At 44.7% G+C, this 18,478-nt stretch carries 14 protein-coding genes; 6 read left to right on the forward strand and 8 right to left on the reverse strand.

What is annotated here, in order from left to right; genetic code table 11:
• The first annotated feature begins 101 nt into the window (after positions 1–101).
• From glnL to AB8613_RS07995, 3 genes are all read left to right on the forward strand, one after another.
• Positions 102–1,178: a nitrogen regulation protein NR(II) gene (gene glnL, locus AB8613_RS07985; RefSeq protein WP_372384786.1), complete on the forward strand. Its 1,077-nt coding sequence runs from the start codon at positions 102–104 to the stop codon at positions 1,176–1,178.
• 122 nt (positions 1,179–1,300) lie between these two features.
• Positions 1,301–2,704: a nitrogen regulation protein NR(I) gene (glnG, locus tag AB8613_RS07990; RefSeq protein WP_048661285.1), complete on the forward strand. Its 1,404-nt coding sequence runs from the start codon at positions 1,301–1,303 to the stop codon at positions 2,702–2,704.
• A 107-nt stretch (positions 2,705–2,811) separates the two neighbouring features.
• Positions 2,812–5,382, forward strand: coding sequence for an EAL domain-containing protein (locus tag AB8613_RS07995; RefSeq protein ID WP_285953016.1), 2,571 nt, complete (start codon positions 2,812–2,814; stop codon positions 5,380–5,382).
• A gap of 83 nt (positions 5,383–5,465) precedes the next feature.
• Here the strand turns inward: AB8613_RS07995 and hemN are convergent, their stop codons facing one another.
• The 5 genes from hemN to AB8613_RS08020 form a co-directional block, all read right to left on the reverse strand.
• Positions 5,466–6,857 (reverse strand): oxygen-independent coproporphyrinogen III oxidase, encoded by a 1,392-nt coding sequence (hemN, locus tag AB8613_RS08000; RefSeq protein ID WP_285953015.1) that lies wholly within the window; start codon positions 6,855–6,857, stop codon positions 5,466–5,468.
• Positions 6,858–7,204: 347 nt separating this feature from the next.
• Complete coding sequence (locus AB8613_RS08005) at positions 7,205–7,693, reverse strand: DUF2489 domain-containing protein (protein ID WP_372384787.1); 489 nt, start codon at positions 7,691–7,693, stop codon at positions 7,205–7,207.
• 6 nt (positions 7,694–7,699) lie between these two features.
• Positions 7,700–8,257, reverse strand: a complete 558-nt coding sequence (gene yihI / locus AB8613_RS08010) for a Der GTPase-activating protein YihI (RefSeq protein ID WP_060983241.1) — start codon at positions 8,255–8,257, stop codon at positions 7,700–7,702.
• Positions 8,257–8,895, reverse strand: a complete 639-nt coding sequence (locus AB8613_RS08015; protein ID WP_048612436.1) for a class I SAM-dependent methyltransferase — start codon at positions 8,893–8,895, stop codon at positions 8,257–8,259. The genes yihI and AB8613_RS08015 overlap by 1 nt, the downstream gene beginning before the upstream one ends.
• A gap of 557 nt (positions 8,896–9,452) precedes the next feature.
• A complete protein-coding gene (locus AB8613_RS08020) occupies positions 9,453–10,070 on the reverse strand; it encodes a cytochrome c (protein ID WP_060983242.1) in 618 nt (205 codons plus the stop codon).
• 148 nt (positions 10,071–10,218) lie between these two features.
• On the opposite strand from AB8613_RS08020, the gene yihA reads away from it, so the two are divergent.
• Both yihA and AB8613_RS08030 read left to right on the forward strand, forming a co-directional pair.
• A complete protein-coding gene (yihA, locus tag AB8613_RS08025) occupies positions 10,219–10,878 on the forward strand; it encodes a ribosome biogenesis GTP-binding protein YihA/YsxC (protein WP_017631972.1) in 660 nt (219 codons plus the stop codon).
• 228 nt (positions 10,879–11,106) lie between these two features.
• Positions 11,107–11,712, forward strand: a complete 606-nt coding sequence (locus tag AB8613_RS08030; protein WP_327784996.1) for a GTP-binding protein — start codon at positions 11,107–11,109, stop codon at positions 11,710–11,712.
• A gap of 506 nt (positions 11,713–12,218) precedes the next feature.
• On the opposite strand, the gene polA is transcribed toward AB8613_RS08030, so the two are convergent.
• The 3 genes from polA to hemB all read right to left on the reverse strand — a co-directional run bounded on the left by polA (position 12,219) and on the right by hemB (position 17,267).
• On the reverse strand, positions 12,219–15,032 hold the full coding sequence (gene polA / locus AB8613_RS08035; RefSeq protein WP_210447253.1) for a DNA polymerase I: 2,814 nt from the start codon (positions 15,030–15,032) through the stop codon (positions 12,219–12,221).
• A 679-nt stretch (positions 15,033–15,711) separates the two neighbouring features.
• Positions 15,712–16,146, reverse strand: coding sequence for a GNAT family N-acetyltransferase (locus tag AB8613_RS08040; protein WP_210447254.1), 435 nt, complete (start codon positions 16,144–16,146; stop codon positions 15,712–15,714).
• A gap of 77 nt (positions 16,147–16,223) precedes the next feature.
• Positions 16,224–17,267 (reverse strand): porphobilinogen synthase, encoded by a 1,044-nt coding sequence (hemB, locus tag AB8613_RS08045; protein WP_210447255.1) that lies wholly within the window; start codon positions 17,265–17,267, stop codon positions 16,224–16,226.
• Positions 17,268–17,475: 208 nt separating this feature from the next.
• On the opposite strand from hemB, the gene AB8613_RS08050 reads away from it, so the two are divergent.
• Positions 17,476–18,237, forward strand: coding sequence for a TatD family hydrolase (locus tag AB8613_RS08050; RefSeq protein ID WP_146491961.1), 762 nt, complete (start codon positions 17,476–17,478; stop codon positions 18,235–18,237).
• Positions 18,238–18,478 lie beyond the last annotated feature (241 nt).

An 18,478-nucleotide genomic window follows, 5' to 3' on the forward strand; every position in this document is an offset into this window, starting at 1 on the left:
TAATGAATTATCTTTAGCTTCTGGTTGATATGCGCCATACTTGAACTTAGCTGCGCACCAATTTGGTGCAGTGGGAAAAGCACCAATTCAAGGACGAAATAGTGAATCGATCAGCCAAAAGCGACAGCATAGATACACATCATCTTTCCAGCGCCATTCTCGACAATATGGTGACTTCGACATTGATGCTCGATGAGCAACTGTATGTCCGCTACGCCAATCCGGCGGCTGAACAACTCTTTTCACAGAGCGCGCGACGCATCGTTGATCATCCACTGAGCCAACTTATCCAACACGCCTCGCTCGACTTAGCACTTCTAACTCAACCTCTACAAAGCGGCCAGAGCATTACCGACAGTGACGTGACCTTCGTCGTTGATAACCGCCCGCTGATGCTTGAGGTGACGGTTAGCCCAATCTCTTGGCAACGTGAAACGCTGTTATTGGTTGAGATGCGCAAGATTGACCAACAAAGAAGACTCAGCCAAGAGCTTAACCAACACGCACAACAACAAGCGGCTAAGCTGCTGGTGCGTGGGTTAGCACATGAGATCAAGAACCCATTGGGTGGTTTAAGAGGTGCTGCGCAACTACTTGGAAAGATGCTCCCTGATCAGTCTCTGAATGAGTACACCCAGATCATTATTGAGCAAGCCGACCGCTTGCGCGCTTTAGTCGATCGCCTGCTTGGCCCGCAAAAGCCAGGAACCAAATCAGAAGAGAACCTTCACCAGATACTCGAAAAAGTAAGGCAACTGGTTGAGCTCGAATCAGGTTCGACGCTAGCCATCGAACGAGATTACGACCCTAGCCTACCGGACATCTTGATGGATTCGGCACAGGTTGAACAAGCGATGCTCAATATCGTGAGTAACGCAGCGCAGATTCTAAAGACTCAGGAATCAGGGAAAATCACCATTCGCACCAGAACGGTGCATCAAGCAAACATTCATGGGCAGCGACACAAACTCGCTGCTCGAATTGAGATCAGCGATAACGGCCCAGGCATCCCCGACGAATTAAAAGACACGCTTTTTTACCCAATGGTCAGCGGTCGAGAGGGTGGCACAGGCTTAGGGTTATCGATATCTCAAAACCTGATCGATCAACACAATGGGAAAATTGATGTTGAAAGCTGGCCGGGCAGCACCACATTCACGATTTACCTGCCGATTTAGGTTACAAGAACCTCGCTATTGGACTGCGAGATCAAAGGCTTAACTCGGTAACACAAAAATTAAAGACATCATAAAAACAACAATGATTATCACAATAGATTTGGCTGCAAAGGAATTGAATTATGAGTAAGGGATACGTTTGGGTCGTCGATGACGACAGCTCTATCCGCTGGGTAGTAGAAAAAACACTTTCATCTGCGGATATAAAGTGTGAAACATTCGCTGATGCTGAGAGCGTATTACTTGCGCTTGAGCGCGAGACACCTGACGTATTGGTATCGGATATTCGCATGCCCGGCATTGATGGGATTGAGCTGCTGCATCAGGTTCATCAACGCTCCCCTGACCTACCCGTGATCATCATGACCGCGCACTCAGACCTTGATGCTGCGGTAAATGCTTATCAAAAAGGCGCCTTTGAATATCTACCAAAGCCGTTCGATATTGATGAGACACTGACTCTAGTGGAGCGAGCGATCGCGCACAGCCAAGAACAGAAACGTGAGCAAGCCAGTGAAGTAGCCGAAGATACCAACGCGCCTGAAATCATCGGTGAAGCGCCGGCAATGCAAGAGGTTTTCCGTGCTATTGGCCGTTTGTCTCGATCATCTATTTCAGTACTCATCAATGGCGAATCAGGTACTGGTAAGGAGTTAGTCGCTCACGCTTTGCACCGTCACAGCCCAAGAGCTAAAAAGCCATTCATAGCTTTGAACATGGCGGCAATTCCCAAGGATCTGATCGAATCTGAGTTGTTTGGCCACGAGAAAGGCGCCTTTACCGGTGCTAACAGCGTTCGCCAAGGGCGCTTCGAACAGGCCAACGGAGGCACACTGTTTCTTGATGAGATCGGCGACATGCCACTCGATATTCAGACTCGCCTGCTACGAGTACTTTCCGATGGTCAATTTTATCGTGTGGGTGGGCACTCAGCAGTTAAGGTTGACGTTCGTATCGTTGCCGCAACCCACCAAGATCTTGAACGATTGGTGCATGAAGGCGACTTCCGTGAAGACCTTTTCCACCGACTCAACGTTATCCGAATCCATATCCCGGCACTTCGCGAACGTAAACAAGACATTGAAAAGCTGACTCATCACTTCCTAGCATCAGCCGCCGAAGAGCTCGGTGTTGAAGTGAAAACACTGCATCCTGAGACCATTTTAAAGCTCAATCAGCTGAATTGGCCGGGTAACGTGCGTCAGCTTGAGAACATTTGTCGCTGGCTCACCGTGATGGCGAGTGGCAGCGAAATTCTCCCTTCAGACCTTCCCCCAGAGCTGCTAGAAGAAAAAGTAGTGACAACCTCTGGAACTGGAGATAACTGGCAACAACTGCTCGCTAATTGGGCGAAGTGTGCGCTTGATTCAGGAGAAAAAGAACTGCTGACTTATGCGCTACCAGAGTTTGAACGTATACTACTTGAGGCTGCACTCAACCATACTAATGGTCACAAACAAGATGCAGCCAAGGTTTTAGGTTGGGGAAGAAACACCCTAACTCGCAAGCTTAAAGAGCTGTACTGACCTAATATGACTCTCGATGCAGCTACTTTTTAACCAAAAAAGTGTCGCTTGGTCTGAATAGTGTCGGTACAATTACAGTACACTATTCACCAAAGTTGTAGCTAAAGATGTCTTTGAAAACACAAATTACCTTGAGAACCGCAGTGGTTCTGCCATTCGTGATGATTTTTCTATTCACTATGGGCGTAATGGTTTTTACTCAAAAGCAAAGCTACAAAGAGATGGTGAGTGATGTTAGTGCACGCCAGCTAACATCACTTACTGACCACGTTCACCAAAGCCTGTCTAATTTTTTAGAAAAGCCATTTCATGCGAACCTCTCACTCAGCCATAACATCGGCTACCACCATCTTTATCAAGCGGGCAACCTTAGTAAGGTCCAAGACTATATTTTTTATACGTTTTCAGACCATTACACTGCTGTACCTCAACTCGATGTGATCGGCTTTGGTTCTGAAGATGGTAACTACGTCGGTTTCCGCAAAGAAGCCAACAAAGGCTACACCTTGATGGTGCAAGACGAACGCACTAATGATCAGTTGGTCATTTACCGTGGCAGCAAGATTAGTGAAGACATTCGATCGGTGATTTCAGGTTACGATCCAAGAATCCGTCCTTGGTACACACCCGTTGCGACACAGAAAAAACCGTTATGGTCACCAATTTATGCCAATGCTGACGAACGCCAAGAAATCACCTTATCTGCTCTCTCCCCTATCTATGATGGTAATGAATTCAAAGCCGTCGTCGTCAGCGATATCAAAATCAATACCTTCAATGCGTTTCTCAGAAAGCTCAAAGATAGAACAGATGCCTCTGTTTATATCATCGATAAGCAGCAGCGCTTGGTCGCACACTCAGGCGGAGGCAGTGTCGTTTCATGGGGAACAGGAAAAACCAATAAAGGCCAACGCTTACTGGCAACAGAGAGTGCTACCCCCGTCATACGTGAAAGCGCCAGTTACGTAGACCAATTCCACCTAATCGATAATTTGGGCGAGCAGCGCTTTAGCTTCCGCCTAGACAACGAACGCTACTTCAACCAAATCACCCCTTACGAAGATGAACACGGCCTCACGTGGTTTATTGGGGTGTCGATCCCTGAAAGCAATCTGCTCGGTGAGTTGCCAGAAAACCAAAGAAACAGTTGGTTGCTCGGGCTAGCACTGAGTTGCATTGGGGTCATTGCAGGGTTAATTGCTTTTAATCGCGTAATCCAACCTATTACCTCGACAGCAGATGCGGCAAAGCGTCTTGCTAAGGGCGATTGGGACACGAGCATGCCAAAGACGGGGCATATCTATGAAACCAGTATGCTGGTGGACTCATTCAATGAAATGGCTAGTAACTTAAAGGCCTCGTTTCACGCATTACAGTCTCAGCTTACCTATGACTCACTAACCAAACTGTATAGCCGAGAAGGCTTTATTGATGCTGCAAAGAAAAGCACCGAAACAGAGGAAGGAACGCTTTATTTGGTTGGTATCGATCGCTTCCGCGATATCAATGACAGTCTAGGTCATTACAATGGCGACCAACTGCTGATCATCGCAGCCGCTAGACTGCGTGGCATTCTGCCAACAGAGTACTTGTTGGCTCGCACTGGTGGCGATGAATTCGCGATTTACGCACCCAATGTAACTCAAGATGACGATGTTCAGCTGCTTGCTAACCGACTACTCCAAACCTTTGCTTCGCCATTTTCCATGGAATCAGAAAGCGTGGTGATTAAGGTGTCCATTGGTGTCGTTCACGTCTCAAATGACCAAGACATTACCTTATGGCTTCGCAACAGCAGTATTGCACTGAGCAATGCCAAGCAAGACAAAGCTCGTGTCAGCATCTATAGTCCAGAAATGGGCAAGGCCTCTAGGCACCGAACCAAGATGCTAGCCCGCCTCAACAAAGCGATCGAACTGCAGCAATTCGAACCCTTTTATCAGCCTATTATTGATCTGGAGTCCGGCTCAACCATAGGGGCGGAAGCTTTAGCTCGCTGGATAACCGATGAAGGGGTGATCTCGCCACTCGAGTTTATTCCTCTCGCGGAAGAGAGCGGGCTCATTTACGATATCGGAAAACAGATTCTGCATAAGTCCTGCCGAGATACAGCAATCGCGATTGAGTCAGGAAAGTGGAGCAAAGACTTCTCGATTCACGTCAATCTATCGGTCGATCAACTAAGCGAAAGTAGCTTTGTCGAACTAGTTAAAGGCACGCTACGTGACACCAAGCTTCTAGCAGGCAACCTGACACTAGAGATCACGGAGTCACGCATCGTCGACAATGACCCGACCATCATTGACAACATGCTAACGCTAAAAGCACTCGGTATCTCAATTGCGATTGATGACTTCGGCACTGGCTACTCATCCCTAGCCTATCTGCAGAAACTGCCATTTGACTGCTTAAAGATCGATCGCAGCTTTGTCAGCAAGCTAGAAAAAGAGAATCTAGACAGCTCCATCGTCGCGGCCATCGTTAACATCACTAAGGGTTTCAAAGTAAGCTTGGTGGCAGAAGGCGTTGAAACACAGCAACAGGCTGAACTCCTCAAGCAGCTGCAGTGCCCACTTGCTCAAGGATTCTTATACAGCCGTCCAGTTCCGTTTGACCAATGGCCTACCGACCTCAGCAACACCAAGGTCAAACAAAATACCAAACAGAGCCTCACCTAAGTCACGCAGAAATCGAATGAGTCAGATACAAAAATGCCAGCATGATGCTGGCATTTTTTATTGTTCTATTCTCTATCGCACTGTTAGATAACGCGAGAGAATTGCTGCTGGCGAGCCTTGGCACGTAGATATTTATCAAAACACATACAGATGTTACGGATCAGCAAACGGCCACGCAGAGTAACGCGGATTTCTTTATCATCGACTTCAACCAAATCGTCGTTGATGAAGGTTTGTAGAAGCTCTAAATCTTCTTTGAAGTAGCGACTAAAGTTAACCGAGAACTCAGATTCAATCATGGTCTTATCAAGCTTAAAGTTACAGATAAGCTGCTTGATCACCTCACGACGTAGAAGGTCGTCACTGTCTAGTGCCACGCCTTTCCAAAGTGCATGGCACAGGTCATTCACCTGAGCGTAGTACTTCTTCAGCTCTTTTTGGTTTTGTGCGTAAGCATCGCCCACCATAGAGATCGCAGAAACACCGAAGCCAATTAGGTCAGCTTCACCTTGGGTAGTGTAGCCTTGGAAGTTACGATGCAGAATGCCTTCACGCTGAGCAACCGCTAGCTCATCTTCAGGTAGCGCAAAGTGGTCCATACCGATGAACTGGTAACCCGCTCCCGTTAGCGTCTCGATGGTATCTTGTAAGATAGCCATTTTCTCTTTCGCTTCCGGTAGGTCTTCGTCTTTAATCTTACGCTGCGCAGCAAACAGCTGAGGCATGTGTGCGTAGTTAAATACCGATAAACGACCCGGTTTCATCTCCAGCACTTGCTTCAATGTTTCAGCGAACAAAGCTTGAGTCTGCTTTGGTAGGCCGTAAATCAAATCAAGGTTAGTTGAGCGGAAGCCTAGCTCTTTCGCTCGTTGAACCATCGCAATGATGAACTCTTCATCTTGCTCACGGTTAACCAGCTTCTGCACTTCTTTATTGAAGTCTTGCACACCAATACTCAGACGATTAAAGCCCTCGTTACGCAGATGATCAAGTACGTCTAGCTCAATCTCACGCGGATCAACTTCAATACTGATCTCAGCGTCAGCGGTGAAGTTAAATTCCTCACGCAGAATCATCATCAAGCGAGTGATTTGTGTTTTGGTCAAAAACGTTGGCGTACCACCACCGAAGTGCAATTGAGTCACTTCACGACCATTCAATAAAGAGGCGCGTTGGCGGATTTCATGTTCAATCACATCAAGGTACTCATCCGCTTTATGCGAGTGACGAGTAATGACTTTATTACAACCACAGTAGTAACAAAGCTTGTGACAGAATGGGATATGTACGTAAAGAGAGAGTGGACGCTCAGGATATTGAGTACACGCCATGTCGTAATCAGCGACGGTAAACGCTTCATGAAACTCCAACGCAGTTGGGTATGAGGTGTAACGAGGTCCCGAATAGTTGTACTTGTTTAAGATCTCTTGATCCCAAACGATTTGCTGATTCGTTGTTACTGGCTTGCTCGACATAGCGGTATTTCCAATTTAGATCCGCGAGAACCTAAGGTCTCTCAAATCATTTTACATACATTAAAATATAGACGGGTTATTTTGCCACACGACCAGTAAGGCCGTTCTAAGACAAAATCAATTTTTCAGACAAAAACTCAGAACTGCTAGCTTGATCACTAACAAAGCGTCGGGATTAACGAGACGCAAAAGGTAAGAAGGCTCATTTAACACTATCTGTTAAAGACAAATCGCACTAAAGACAATGAGTCTTAAAAGCTGTATGTCTCAAAAGCAGCGCATCTTAAAAACTGCGCGTTTTGAAAACTAAATGTTAAACAAGCCTCTATATTAAATAGTCTTAGTGACTAGATCATCTGAATGTTGATTTGATTGTTGAGTGGTTTAACCTTCTCCTGCAATCTTTTCAAATCCTCGATGACCGCATCATTCAAGCGAGTCTCTGCCTTATGGCGTGTGAGATTCTGCTGCATGCGTTCTTTCTTGGTCAGCTCCTGCCTTTCCTCTCCGCGAGCCATATCTTTTACGATGTGGTACAGCTCAGAAAGAGCAGGATACTCAGAATCAAAATCGACACGCTCATCACCCTGAACGTTATCCATAATGATACACACTCGGATACTGATCTCAGGTAAGTCACATTGCCCTTGAATACCCGCTAAGCACAAAGTATTTACGTTTTCGTAAATCGTCGCGTTACGTTTTTCAATGGCTAGTGCTTGATGCTGCTTTTGCAACTCCGTCTGCTTCTTCACTTGAAGTAGAAGGTAACCTGCGTAAGAGCCCAAGCCGAGAATGATAATTCCACCAGCAATTGCTAATAAGGTTACGTTCATTGGCTATTAACCTTTAAAGCTGTCTAAATCGAAATCTTCGAATTGAGATAGCAAGTCTTCGTCAGAGCTCGCTTTCTTCTTAGATGCAACCGGTGCTTCTTCGAAGATCTCTTCTTCATCGTCTTCTGGCTCTAGTAGACCTAATCGGCCCATTAGGTGTTCGATACGATCAAGTTTCTCATCAACAAACTTCTGTAGACCAGCACCTAGGTTTTCACCATTTTCGATACGATCTAGCAATGTGTTCAGTTGAGCATCATTCTCAAGCATCTCTAACTCTTGTTCGTTAGATAGCTTGCGCTCTTGTTTCGTTGGCTTCTTCACTGGTTCAACGATCAGCGGGATTTTTTTCTTGCTGCCTAAACGAGGGTCACGAGCTTGTGCAGCTTTACGCTGTTTTGCTTCGCTACCATCTGAGTGACGACTGCCAGACTTAAGGCCTTTACGTTTTTTAACACGCTTACGTTCTCGACCTTCAACATCAGATTCACTACGGTTACGAGTAACCATAGGTTCCGGGGCGCCAAGTGCTCCCGGTTTTCTTGATTTCTTACTACGACCCATTACTGCACTTTCCTCAGTAAAATTACATCATTTCCAAAAAATTCTAGTTCGAGCTTATCCCGCTCTGCCAAAAACTGGAATGTTTGACGACTAAAGAAGACGACATGTGTCGGGTCATTCTTGTAGTGCCAACCAGCAAACGCATCTACGTCTATTACTAGTTTAGTCATAAGACCAATCCAGCCCTTGGGTTTAACTAAATTCAACCATTGCTGCCACACTTTGTCTGGGTGATAAAGATGCTCTATCACCTCCGTGGCAGTCATAAAGTCATACGTTTTTTCCAACACAGAGGTATCTGGGTGGTAATAGATATCGTACAACTCCATGGTGTGTCCGGCTTCTTCTAACATAATAGATAGCGTAGGGCCTGGGCCACAACCAAAATCTAACCCTTGTGAGTTAGATGAAATTTTGTCTGTTAGTGGATCCGCAATGCGAGATAAAAAGCGGCGATAGCCTGCATCACTAGGATCGTTCTCATGGAGATCATAGTGTGCTTTTTCTTCTTTTGCTTCTAACCTTTGTTCAGGTTTAACAAATACCAGTTCACATTGCTGACACTGCAGATAGGCTCTGCGTTTGTCTTCAAAATAGTGATTCACGCCTTGGTGATGGCATAAGGGACAAGTATACATAGCACATCCTTAAACAGGGATGCGAAACATACCAGAAACTGAGTTTATAGTGGAGTGGTATTGGGTGTTTTTTCATCAAATCAATAAAAAAAGCGATAGGAAAACCTATCGCTCTCTAAATCTGCCTATATCGGCCAAAATTTGCATACTCAACTTGGTACACAAATCTCCATTTGTTATTGGTGCTTTCCATGCCAAATTTGTTTGTTGTTCATCGTCCTGATGAGTTTTGGCTATCCTTTTCTAACACCTTGTTGCTGGGCTGTCCTAGCCTGATCCATTTCTGTCTATACCGTTAGACTAGATGATCATCCATATCTAAGTCAGCTCCTAGCTGATGGCCGTTACTTTACCCGGTTACAAAAAGACTACAAGAGTGCGACTTCACACTTTTGTACACAAATCGATCACACATTGATAAATCAGACACAAGTGTATAATTCATTAATAAAACCAATACAAAAGAAAACGCCCCGATCATTACTGACCGGGGCGTCTCTTCAATCTCGCTCGAGCGTACATTCCTTGACTCTGGCTAAGAGCAAGAAACCGACAAATTAGTGTAAACCACCAACGTACTTCGATAAGGTATCAATTTCTGCGTCTGTTAACTTTTTAGCTACATCACGCATCATCGCATTCATGTCGTTATTACGGCTACCATCGCGAAATTTCTCAAGTTGAGCCTTGATGTAATCTGCGTGTTGGCCTGAAATCTTAGGGAAACCAGAAAGTTCGGTACCATTACCACGAGGGCCGTGACAAGCAATACATGCCGTTACGCCGCGTTCTGCGTTACCCGCTGTGTAAAGAACCTTACCTTCATCTACTACATTTTCAGGAGTAGAGTTACTAGAGATAGGTAGCGATGCGTAGTATGCCGCTAGGTCAGCCATATCTTCTTCAGATAAAGGCATCGCCATTGCACCCATTACAGGTTCATAACGACCTTGCTTACCACCACTCGTCATACCTAGCTTAAGCTCTTTTAACTGCTTATCTAGGTACTTCTCGTGTTGACCAGCCAGCTTAGGGTACTGAGTGATCAGGCTGTTGCCGTCAGCACCGTGGCAGGCAACACATGTTTGTGATTTGGCTTTACCAGCTTCAATACTACCTTGAGCCCATACTGAGCAGCTGGCTAAAAGACTCAAAATTAGCGCTAATTTCTTCATGACATTCCATTATAATTATCAAGCTTCCAGTACCACTCTATGTTGCCACTCATGGTACAATAGGCGACCTTATGCCGAGCACGGTTATTTTACACAAATTCACAAAAAAGTAATCAATCGACTACACAAAGTCGAGATGGAGTTAACAGTGAGCGTAAAAATTCATTATCAAAACACGCATTTCATTACCAGTGCACCTGATATTCGTCATTTACCAGAAGACGAAGGGATCGAAATTGCGTTTGCAGGACGCTCCAATGCTGGTAAATCTAGCGCGCTAAATCGCGTTACAAACCAAAAAAGCTTGGCGAAAACCAGTAAAACACCCGGTCGAACTCAGCTAATTAACCTATTTAAGGTAACGGACGGTTGTCATATCGTCGATTTACCTGGATATGGCTTTGCTCAAGTACCACTTGAGATGAAGAAAAAATGGCAGAAGTCGCTAGGTGAATACCTACAACGACGTGAAAGCTTGAAAGGTTTAGTGGTATTGATGGATATCCGTCACCCAATGAAAGACCTTGACCAACAAATGATCTACTGGGCTATCGATAGCCGTATCCCAGTACAAGTTTTGTTAACAAAAGCAGACAAACTGAAAAGTGGCGCGCGTAAAGCACAGCTACTGAAAATTCGTAACGATGCGAAATCTTTCGGTGGTGATGTGGCGGTTGATGTCTTCTCTTCAATGAAGGGCATCGGCGTAGACCAGTTGCGTGCCAAGATGGATGAGTGGTTCGCACCAGCGCTTGCAGACCAACTGATCGATGAGTTAGCAGACGAAGAACACAACGATTCAGAGTAGTCTCTATATAGAGCTTTATCTATAATTAGAGGCTAAAGCACTGACAACCAGTGATTTAGCCTTATCAATACCCTGCCTTTTATAGGTGGGGTATTTTTTTACCCGAAAATGAGTCAGTTAAACCTAGATCTTGAGAGTTAAAGACAAGATTAATCAGTTAGAAGCGAGAGAAGTGAACCATACTAAAAGACAACCTTTAACAAACTGAACAGTGAGAAAGGAATACTCATGTGGAAAAAACCCTTGGCGACCATCGCACTTATATTGATCTCATTTTCTGGTGCAACGTCTGAATCGGAACAGCCCAAAACCGAGGCCGCTCTAGTCAATGTTGATATGACCTTAGATCTCGATGGCATGGAGAAGTACGCTCAAGAGGCAAGTGAATCTCTCGAGGTGATATCACAATCGTTGCAAGCCATCGTCAACAACCCCAACCTCAGCGATGACCAGCAGCAAGCATTGAATCAAACTGTTGAGAGCATTAATAAGCTTGCCAGTTCAACCAAAACATCCCTCAACCAACTACCGCAAGCCTTAGACAATTCTCGAATCGCCTTTAAGAAAACCAGTCAATTACTGCTAGATGACATCCAAACTAAAATCATTATTGCGCTGGCGGCGGTGATCGCGGTCATTGTTATCGCGTTAACGGCTATCTATCTACTGATCCTTAAACCCATGCAGCAAACATTAGTGAAAGCGACCCATAACATCTCTTCCATGGCGCACTCAATACAGATCACAGCCGAAGCACTGAAATTCAGTACCGAAAAACAACAAGAAATCATGGATTACATTGAGCATTCACCCACTCAATGCACTGATAAATAAGACGTAAGTGGTCAATAAATTATGAGCAATTTGTAAAATAAAAGTTATTTCCAAGAATAAAACAATCCACCTAGAGACGGATTTAAATTACCAATTGCTGATCAAATTCCAGATTTAAGACAAATCAAGTGATAGAGAGAAAGTTTCGACAAGAAGAGAGAAGGTACTAAAAAGAAGCCGATTAACGCGGGAATTATAGGTTGGAAATATTTTTCTTTCGCACAAGAAAAAACGCCCCAGTCAAATACTGACTGGGGCGGCTGAATCAGCCTAATCCAATAACGTGAAACAAAAGGTCTGAAAGATAGAACATCTTACCTCTGTACCCTACGAGATTTAATGTACAACAATTGCTCAGAAATGAAAACAATTTTTGTAGTTTTTTTTCATGAATGTTTTATTAAAACATCCAAATACTTCTTACGACTCAACTTTATTTGAGACAAAAAAAAGCCAGTGTTTGTGCACTGGCTCATACTAATTTGCTCAATAAGGTCAAAAACTGATTAGTGGGCTTGATCCCAGTTGTCACCGTGGCCAGCTTCCGCAACTAGCGGAACTTCTAGCTCTGCAGCTGATTCCATCAATTGTTGTACTTTACTTTCAATTTCGGCTAAAGATGACTCTTCTACTTCAAATACCAATTCATCGTGTACTTGCATCAATAACTTAACTCGACCATCGCCTTCCGCTTGGATCCATTCATCAACCAATAGCATCGCTTTCTTGATGATGTCTGCCGCTGTACCTTGCATTGGCGCGTTGATCGCCGCACGCTCAGCAGCTTTACGACGCATGCCATTACGAGATTGAATTTCAGGAAGGTGCAAACGACGACCGTAGATAGTTTCAACGAAGCCCTGCTCTGAAGCAGCACTGCGTGTGTCTTCCATGTACTGCATTACACCAGGGTAGCGCTCGAAGTAAGTATCCATGTAGTGCTGTGCTTCGCCACGAGGAATCCCTAGCTGCTTAGCCAAACCAAAGGCACTCATACCGTAGATAAGACCGAAGTTAACGGCCTTAGCACGACGACGTTGTTCCGTCGTTACATCCTCAATATTAACGCCGATGATCTCAGCCGCAGTTGCTGCGTGAATATCTTTGCCTTGTTGGAACGCTTCCAGAAGCGCTTTATCACCCGATAAGTGAGCCATGATACGCAATTCAATTTGAGAGTAATCGACCGCTAGAATCTTCCAACCATGTTGTGCAACGAATGCTTGGCGGATACGACGACCTTCTTCATTACGAATTGGGATGTTCTGTAAGTTTGGATCCGTCGAAGACAAACGACCCGTTGCTGTCACCGCTTGGTGATAAGACGTATGAACACGGCCCGTTTCAGCATTGATCATCTTCGGCAGCTTATCTGTGTAGGTAGACTTCAGTTTCGCAAGGCCACGATACTCAATGATCAGCTTCGGTAATGGGTAATCAAGCGCCAGTTCTTGCAGCACTTCTTCGTTGGTTGAAGGTGCACCTGATGGCGTTTTCTTGATAACAGGCAGACCCATTTTCTCAAACAGAATCGCTTGCAACTGTTTTGGAGAGTTCATGTTGAACTCTTGCTCTGCAATCTCGTAGGCTTTCTGTTCTAGCTCATCCAAACGAACCGCAATCTCTTGCGATTGAGCGCCTAACAACATGTCATCGATGAATACGCCAGTGCGTTCAATGCGAGACATCACTGGGATCAGTGGTACTTCAATCTCTTCATAAATCGCTTTTAGCTTTTCATCTTGCTCGATGTTTTCCATTAAACGGTTATGAAGACGTAGTGTCACATCTGCATCTTCTGCAGCGTATGGAGACGCCTCACCCAGCTCAATCTGGTTGAAAGTAAGCTGCTTCTTACCTTTACCTGCGATCTGCTCAAACGAGATGCAGCTGTGTTGTAGGAAACGTAGCGCTAGGCTATCCATATCATGCTTGCCGCCAACACTATTGAAAACGTAAGACGCCAACATAGTGTCGTGTTTGATGCCTTTCATCTCGATACCGTAGCGCGCTAGCACACTCATATCGTATTTCAGGTTCTGACCTACTTTCGCTTGTGCGTCATCTTCGAGAATAGGCTTAAGCTGTTCAAGTACCCAGTCACGATCCAGCTGCTGAGGTGCATCTAGGTAATCATGGGCAACCGGTACGTAAGCGGCAACGCCTTCTTCGGTTGCGAATGATAGACCAACAAGGTTAGCGACCATGTAATCTAGGCTGTCTGTTTCAGTATCAAAGGCAAACACCTCTGACGCTTTCAGTTTCTCTAGCCACGCATTAAAAGAGGCTTCATCTAAGATGGTTTCGTAGTTGCTGCGATCAATCGTCACGGCAGACGTATTCATCTCTACAGTAGACGTTGTTGCAGAAGCGCTGCTGCGTACTGATCCAGCTCCCGCTGCGGCAGATTTCTCATCCGCTTCAACCACACCACTGCCGCCTTCAAGTAGCTCGTTTAGCCAAGATTTGAAGACCAGTTGACCGTATAGCTTAATCAGCTCATCCGTGTTTGGTTGTGCTTTTACAAGCGACTCAGGCGTCTCTTCTAGCTCGACGTCGAGTTTGATTGTTGCAAGCTCGTAAGACATCTCAGCGTTGTCTTTATTATCAATCAGCTTCTTAGCCATCGTTTTTGAACCACGGAAGCCAAGAGCGGCAATATCATCAAGGTTTTGATACAGCTTTTCGATGCTACCAATACCTTGTAGAAGGGCTGTTGCTGTTTTATCACCGACACCCGGAACACCAGGAATGTTATCGACTTTATCGCCCATCAGCGCCAGGTAATCGATAATAAGCTCTGGCGGGATACCAAACTTCTCAATCACGCCTTCACGATCCATTACCACGTTGGTCATGGTGTTGATCAGAGTAACGTTGTCATCGACAAGCTGCGCCATATCTTTATCGCCAGTACTAATGAGCACAGGCATACCCATCGCAGAAGCTTGAGAAGCAAGCGTACCGATCACATCATCCGCTTCAACGCCGGGAATAGAGATAAGTGGCAAACCCATTGCACGAATCACATTGTGCAAAGGCTCAATCTGGCAACGAAGATCATCAGGCATAGGTGGACGATTTGCCTTGTACTCTGGGTACATGTCATCACGGAACGTCTTTCCTTTCGCATCAAAAATTACCGCAATACGATCAGAAGCAAATTGACGCATCATGCTGCGCAGCATGTTAACTACACCATAAACAGCGTTAGTTGGGATATCACCATTGCTCATTGTGCCAGGGTAAGCATGGAACGCGCGATATAGGTAAGAAGAGCCATCGATCAGAATCAATGGATTATCAGGAATACGAGCCATAATGTTTGTGTATCCAGTAAGTACAGAAATTATCTGTTAAGAATGCCACGTCTGTTGGTTGGATTCCACGTTGTCGATCTGTATCCGTTCACTCGGTTGTGTTCGTTATAATCGATTTGTTGTTATTTTTTGTTCTTAGACGCAAGCGTTCTGTGGATAACTCTGTTTATATTATTTATCCACCCTGTTGAGAACTAAGGTAAACAACTCAAAAAATACCAATAAGCAATTGAAAATAAAGAATAATTTTACAGATCGAACATATGATCAACGATCTTTTCTCGATCTTGCGTTGTGGAAAAGAATGCTGGTGGCGTTTTATTCATAAAAATACGTGCCACTGAATATGCATATTGTTGAAATGGTAGGTATAAAAAAAGCGACACCCGAAGATGTCGCCTAGCAAAAACCGGTAAAGCTATTCAAATTGAATATCACAGCTTTACCTAAAAGCTATAAATTACACTGGAAGCAATGTGAGCAATGTCGTGTCAAAAAGAACTTAGTACAAGTTCGCGAGAATTCTGTTGGGTAACCAAGTAGATACTTGAGTACTTAACATCCTTGTGAACATTTCCTCATTCCCTAAGACGAAGTTAATAATAATGATTCTCATTTAATAGTCAACAATTAAGTGAGAATAAATCTCATTTAATTTATAGACTGTTAACGCCAGTGCTCAAATTTGCTTCAAAAAATGGATTCTATGGTCATTAATGTCTTCTTTTTCTTCAAATTTTTCGATTAAGTAACCGTTTCTTAATAACAGGCGCAACATTGCAGGGAACTGGTTACGGGACTTAACCTTTAACTGCCTATAGCCCTGCTCTTGCACCCACTGCTCTTGAACATCTAATTGAGCCTGTGCAACGCCTTTGTTTCTCGCGAGCGGCGATACGCCACCAAACCAGCTGTAAAAAGTATGCTGATCCAATTCATAGCCGATCTTAAAACCGAGCAACACGCCAGATTCTTCAGCCACTAAGATAAGGTTCTTTTTCCCTGTCAGTCGCTCTGAAAGGGAAGCGATACTTTCTTTTTTAGCGAACTCAGAGATCTGATCGACAACAGACACCACCTCTTCTAACGAGCCTTCACGTACAACAACTGACATCTTATCTATCCTTTATAAACGAAAGGGCTGGCACAATGGCCAACCCTTAACTGATCACTTAAGTGAACTCTACACGATTACTTTTCTCTTAAGTGCTCTGCAGCTTGTGCATTGTCTTCTGCAAGCCACTCAGCAACATCTTTAGCAAAGTAAGTAAGAATGCCGTCGGCACCAGCTCGCTTAAAGCACAGCAATGATTCCATTACGGTTTCACGCTCTTTAAGCCAACCGTTTTGAATCGCCGCTTTGTGCATCGCATACTCACCAGACACTTGGTATGCAAATGTCGGCGCTTGAAGTTCATGCTTCACACGGCGCACGATGTCTAGATAAGGCATACCAGGCTTAACCATCACCATGTCGGCACCTTCATTAAGATCCATCGCGACTTCGTGAATCGCTTCATCGCTATTTGCAGGATCCATCTGGTAGTTCTTCTTGTTACCACCTTTCAGATTCGAAGCACTGCCGACTGCGTCGCGGAATGGGCCGTAATAGCACGATGCGTATTTCGCAGAGTACGCCATAATCTGAGTATGAATATAGCCCGCTTCTTCTAACGCTTCACGGATCTTACCAATACGACCATCCATCATGTCCGATGGTGCAACCACGTCAGCACCCGCTTCAGCGTGTGATAGTGCTTGCTTGATCAAGACTTCAGTCGTCTCATCATTCATCACGTAACCATCTTCATCGATGATGCCGTCTTGGCCATGTGTGGTGAATGGGTCTAACGCGACATCAGTAATAACGCCAATATTTGGCACGTGCTCTTTAAGTGAACGTACAGCACGTTGAACTAAACCTTCAGAGTTATGGGCTTCAGCCGCGCATAAGCTTTTAGCATCTTGGTTCACGACTGGGAATAGAGCAATCGCAGGAACACCCAATTTAGAAAGGTAATCCGCTTCCTCAAGCATAAGATCGATCGACAGACGTTCAACACCCGGCATGGACTCGACAGGCTCGCGGCGGTCTTTACCCATCAGGATAAACATTGGGTAGATTAGATCATCCACAGACAATTGATTTTCTGCCATTAGGCGACGGCTAAAGTCGTGCTTACGCATACGGCGCATACGGCGACCTGGGAATTGACCTTGAATTGAAACAGACACTAGATTCTCCTTGCCTAGTCTAAGCACCGAAATACTTAGATATGAAAAGTGCTAAATACAGGCAAAAGCATATCACTGATGGCTCAGGACGCTAGCAGTAAAATATAAAACCCACTCAAAAACAGGGAGAAATGGCAAAAAATGACCTTCTCCTCACACTGCCGTATACTCATGACAACTCAGTAAAGACCGCTTTCAGGACAAAACAATGATCGACACTCATGCTCATATTTACGCGAGCGAATTTGATGAAGACCGCGAGCAAGTTGTAGAGCGCGCACTGGCTCAAGGGATTGATACCATTCTATTGCCGAACATCGATTTAGAATCTATCGAACCAATGCTAGCGACGGAAGCTCAGTTTCCTGATGTGTGCCGTTCAATGATGGGCTTACACCCTTGTTATGTGGATGCGAATATCGAGCAAACCCTCAAAACCATTCGAGCTTGGTTTGATAAGCATGATTTTATCGCTGTGGGTGAGATTGGCATCGACTTGTACTGGGATAAAACTTTCAAGGTTGAACAAGAGATGGCGTTTGTGACTCAACTGCAATGGGCCAAAGAGCTCGATCTACCTGTGGTGATCCACACTCGTGATTCTATTGAAGAGACACTTGCCCTACTTCGTAAAGAACAAGATGGCAGCTTACGTGGCGTATTCCACTGTTTTGGCAGCAGCTTAAAAGAAGCTCAAGCGATCAACGCGCTCGGCTTTCACCTCGGATTAGGTGGTGTTTCGACCTTTAAGAATTCAGGAATGGATAAGGTGATCCCACATCTGGATATGAATTACGTCATCCTAGAAACAGATTGCCCCTACTTGGCACCTACACCAAATCGCGGCAAACGCAATGAACCGGCCTACACAGAATTGGTGGCAAAACGCATCGCCGAATTACGCGGAATTACTCTTAAAGAAGTCGAAAACATAACCACTATCAATGCTAAATCATTGTTTAATTTATAACAAATCTATTAATAAGTAATTATTACGGATTTTTCCTGAATTTATTTGAGAAAGCTAAGTGACATGTATATTATCAACCACCTGCATATGGAGGTAGTTGATTATGTGTGACCATTCACAGCACTTACAACGTCAACATCGAACTCTATGGCATAAAATTTGGGGCATCAAAGAGCTCTATATATGTCAGAACTGTGGCTATCAGTTAAAGATTCGATAAACAGACATAATAAAAAAGCGG

It is taken from the genome of Vibrio sp. BS-M-Sm-2 (genome assembly GCF_041504345.1).
Lineage (GTDB): Bacteria > Pseudomonadota > Gammaproteobacteria > Enterobacterales > Vibrionaceae > Vibrio > Vibrio satsumensis.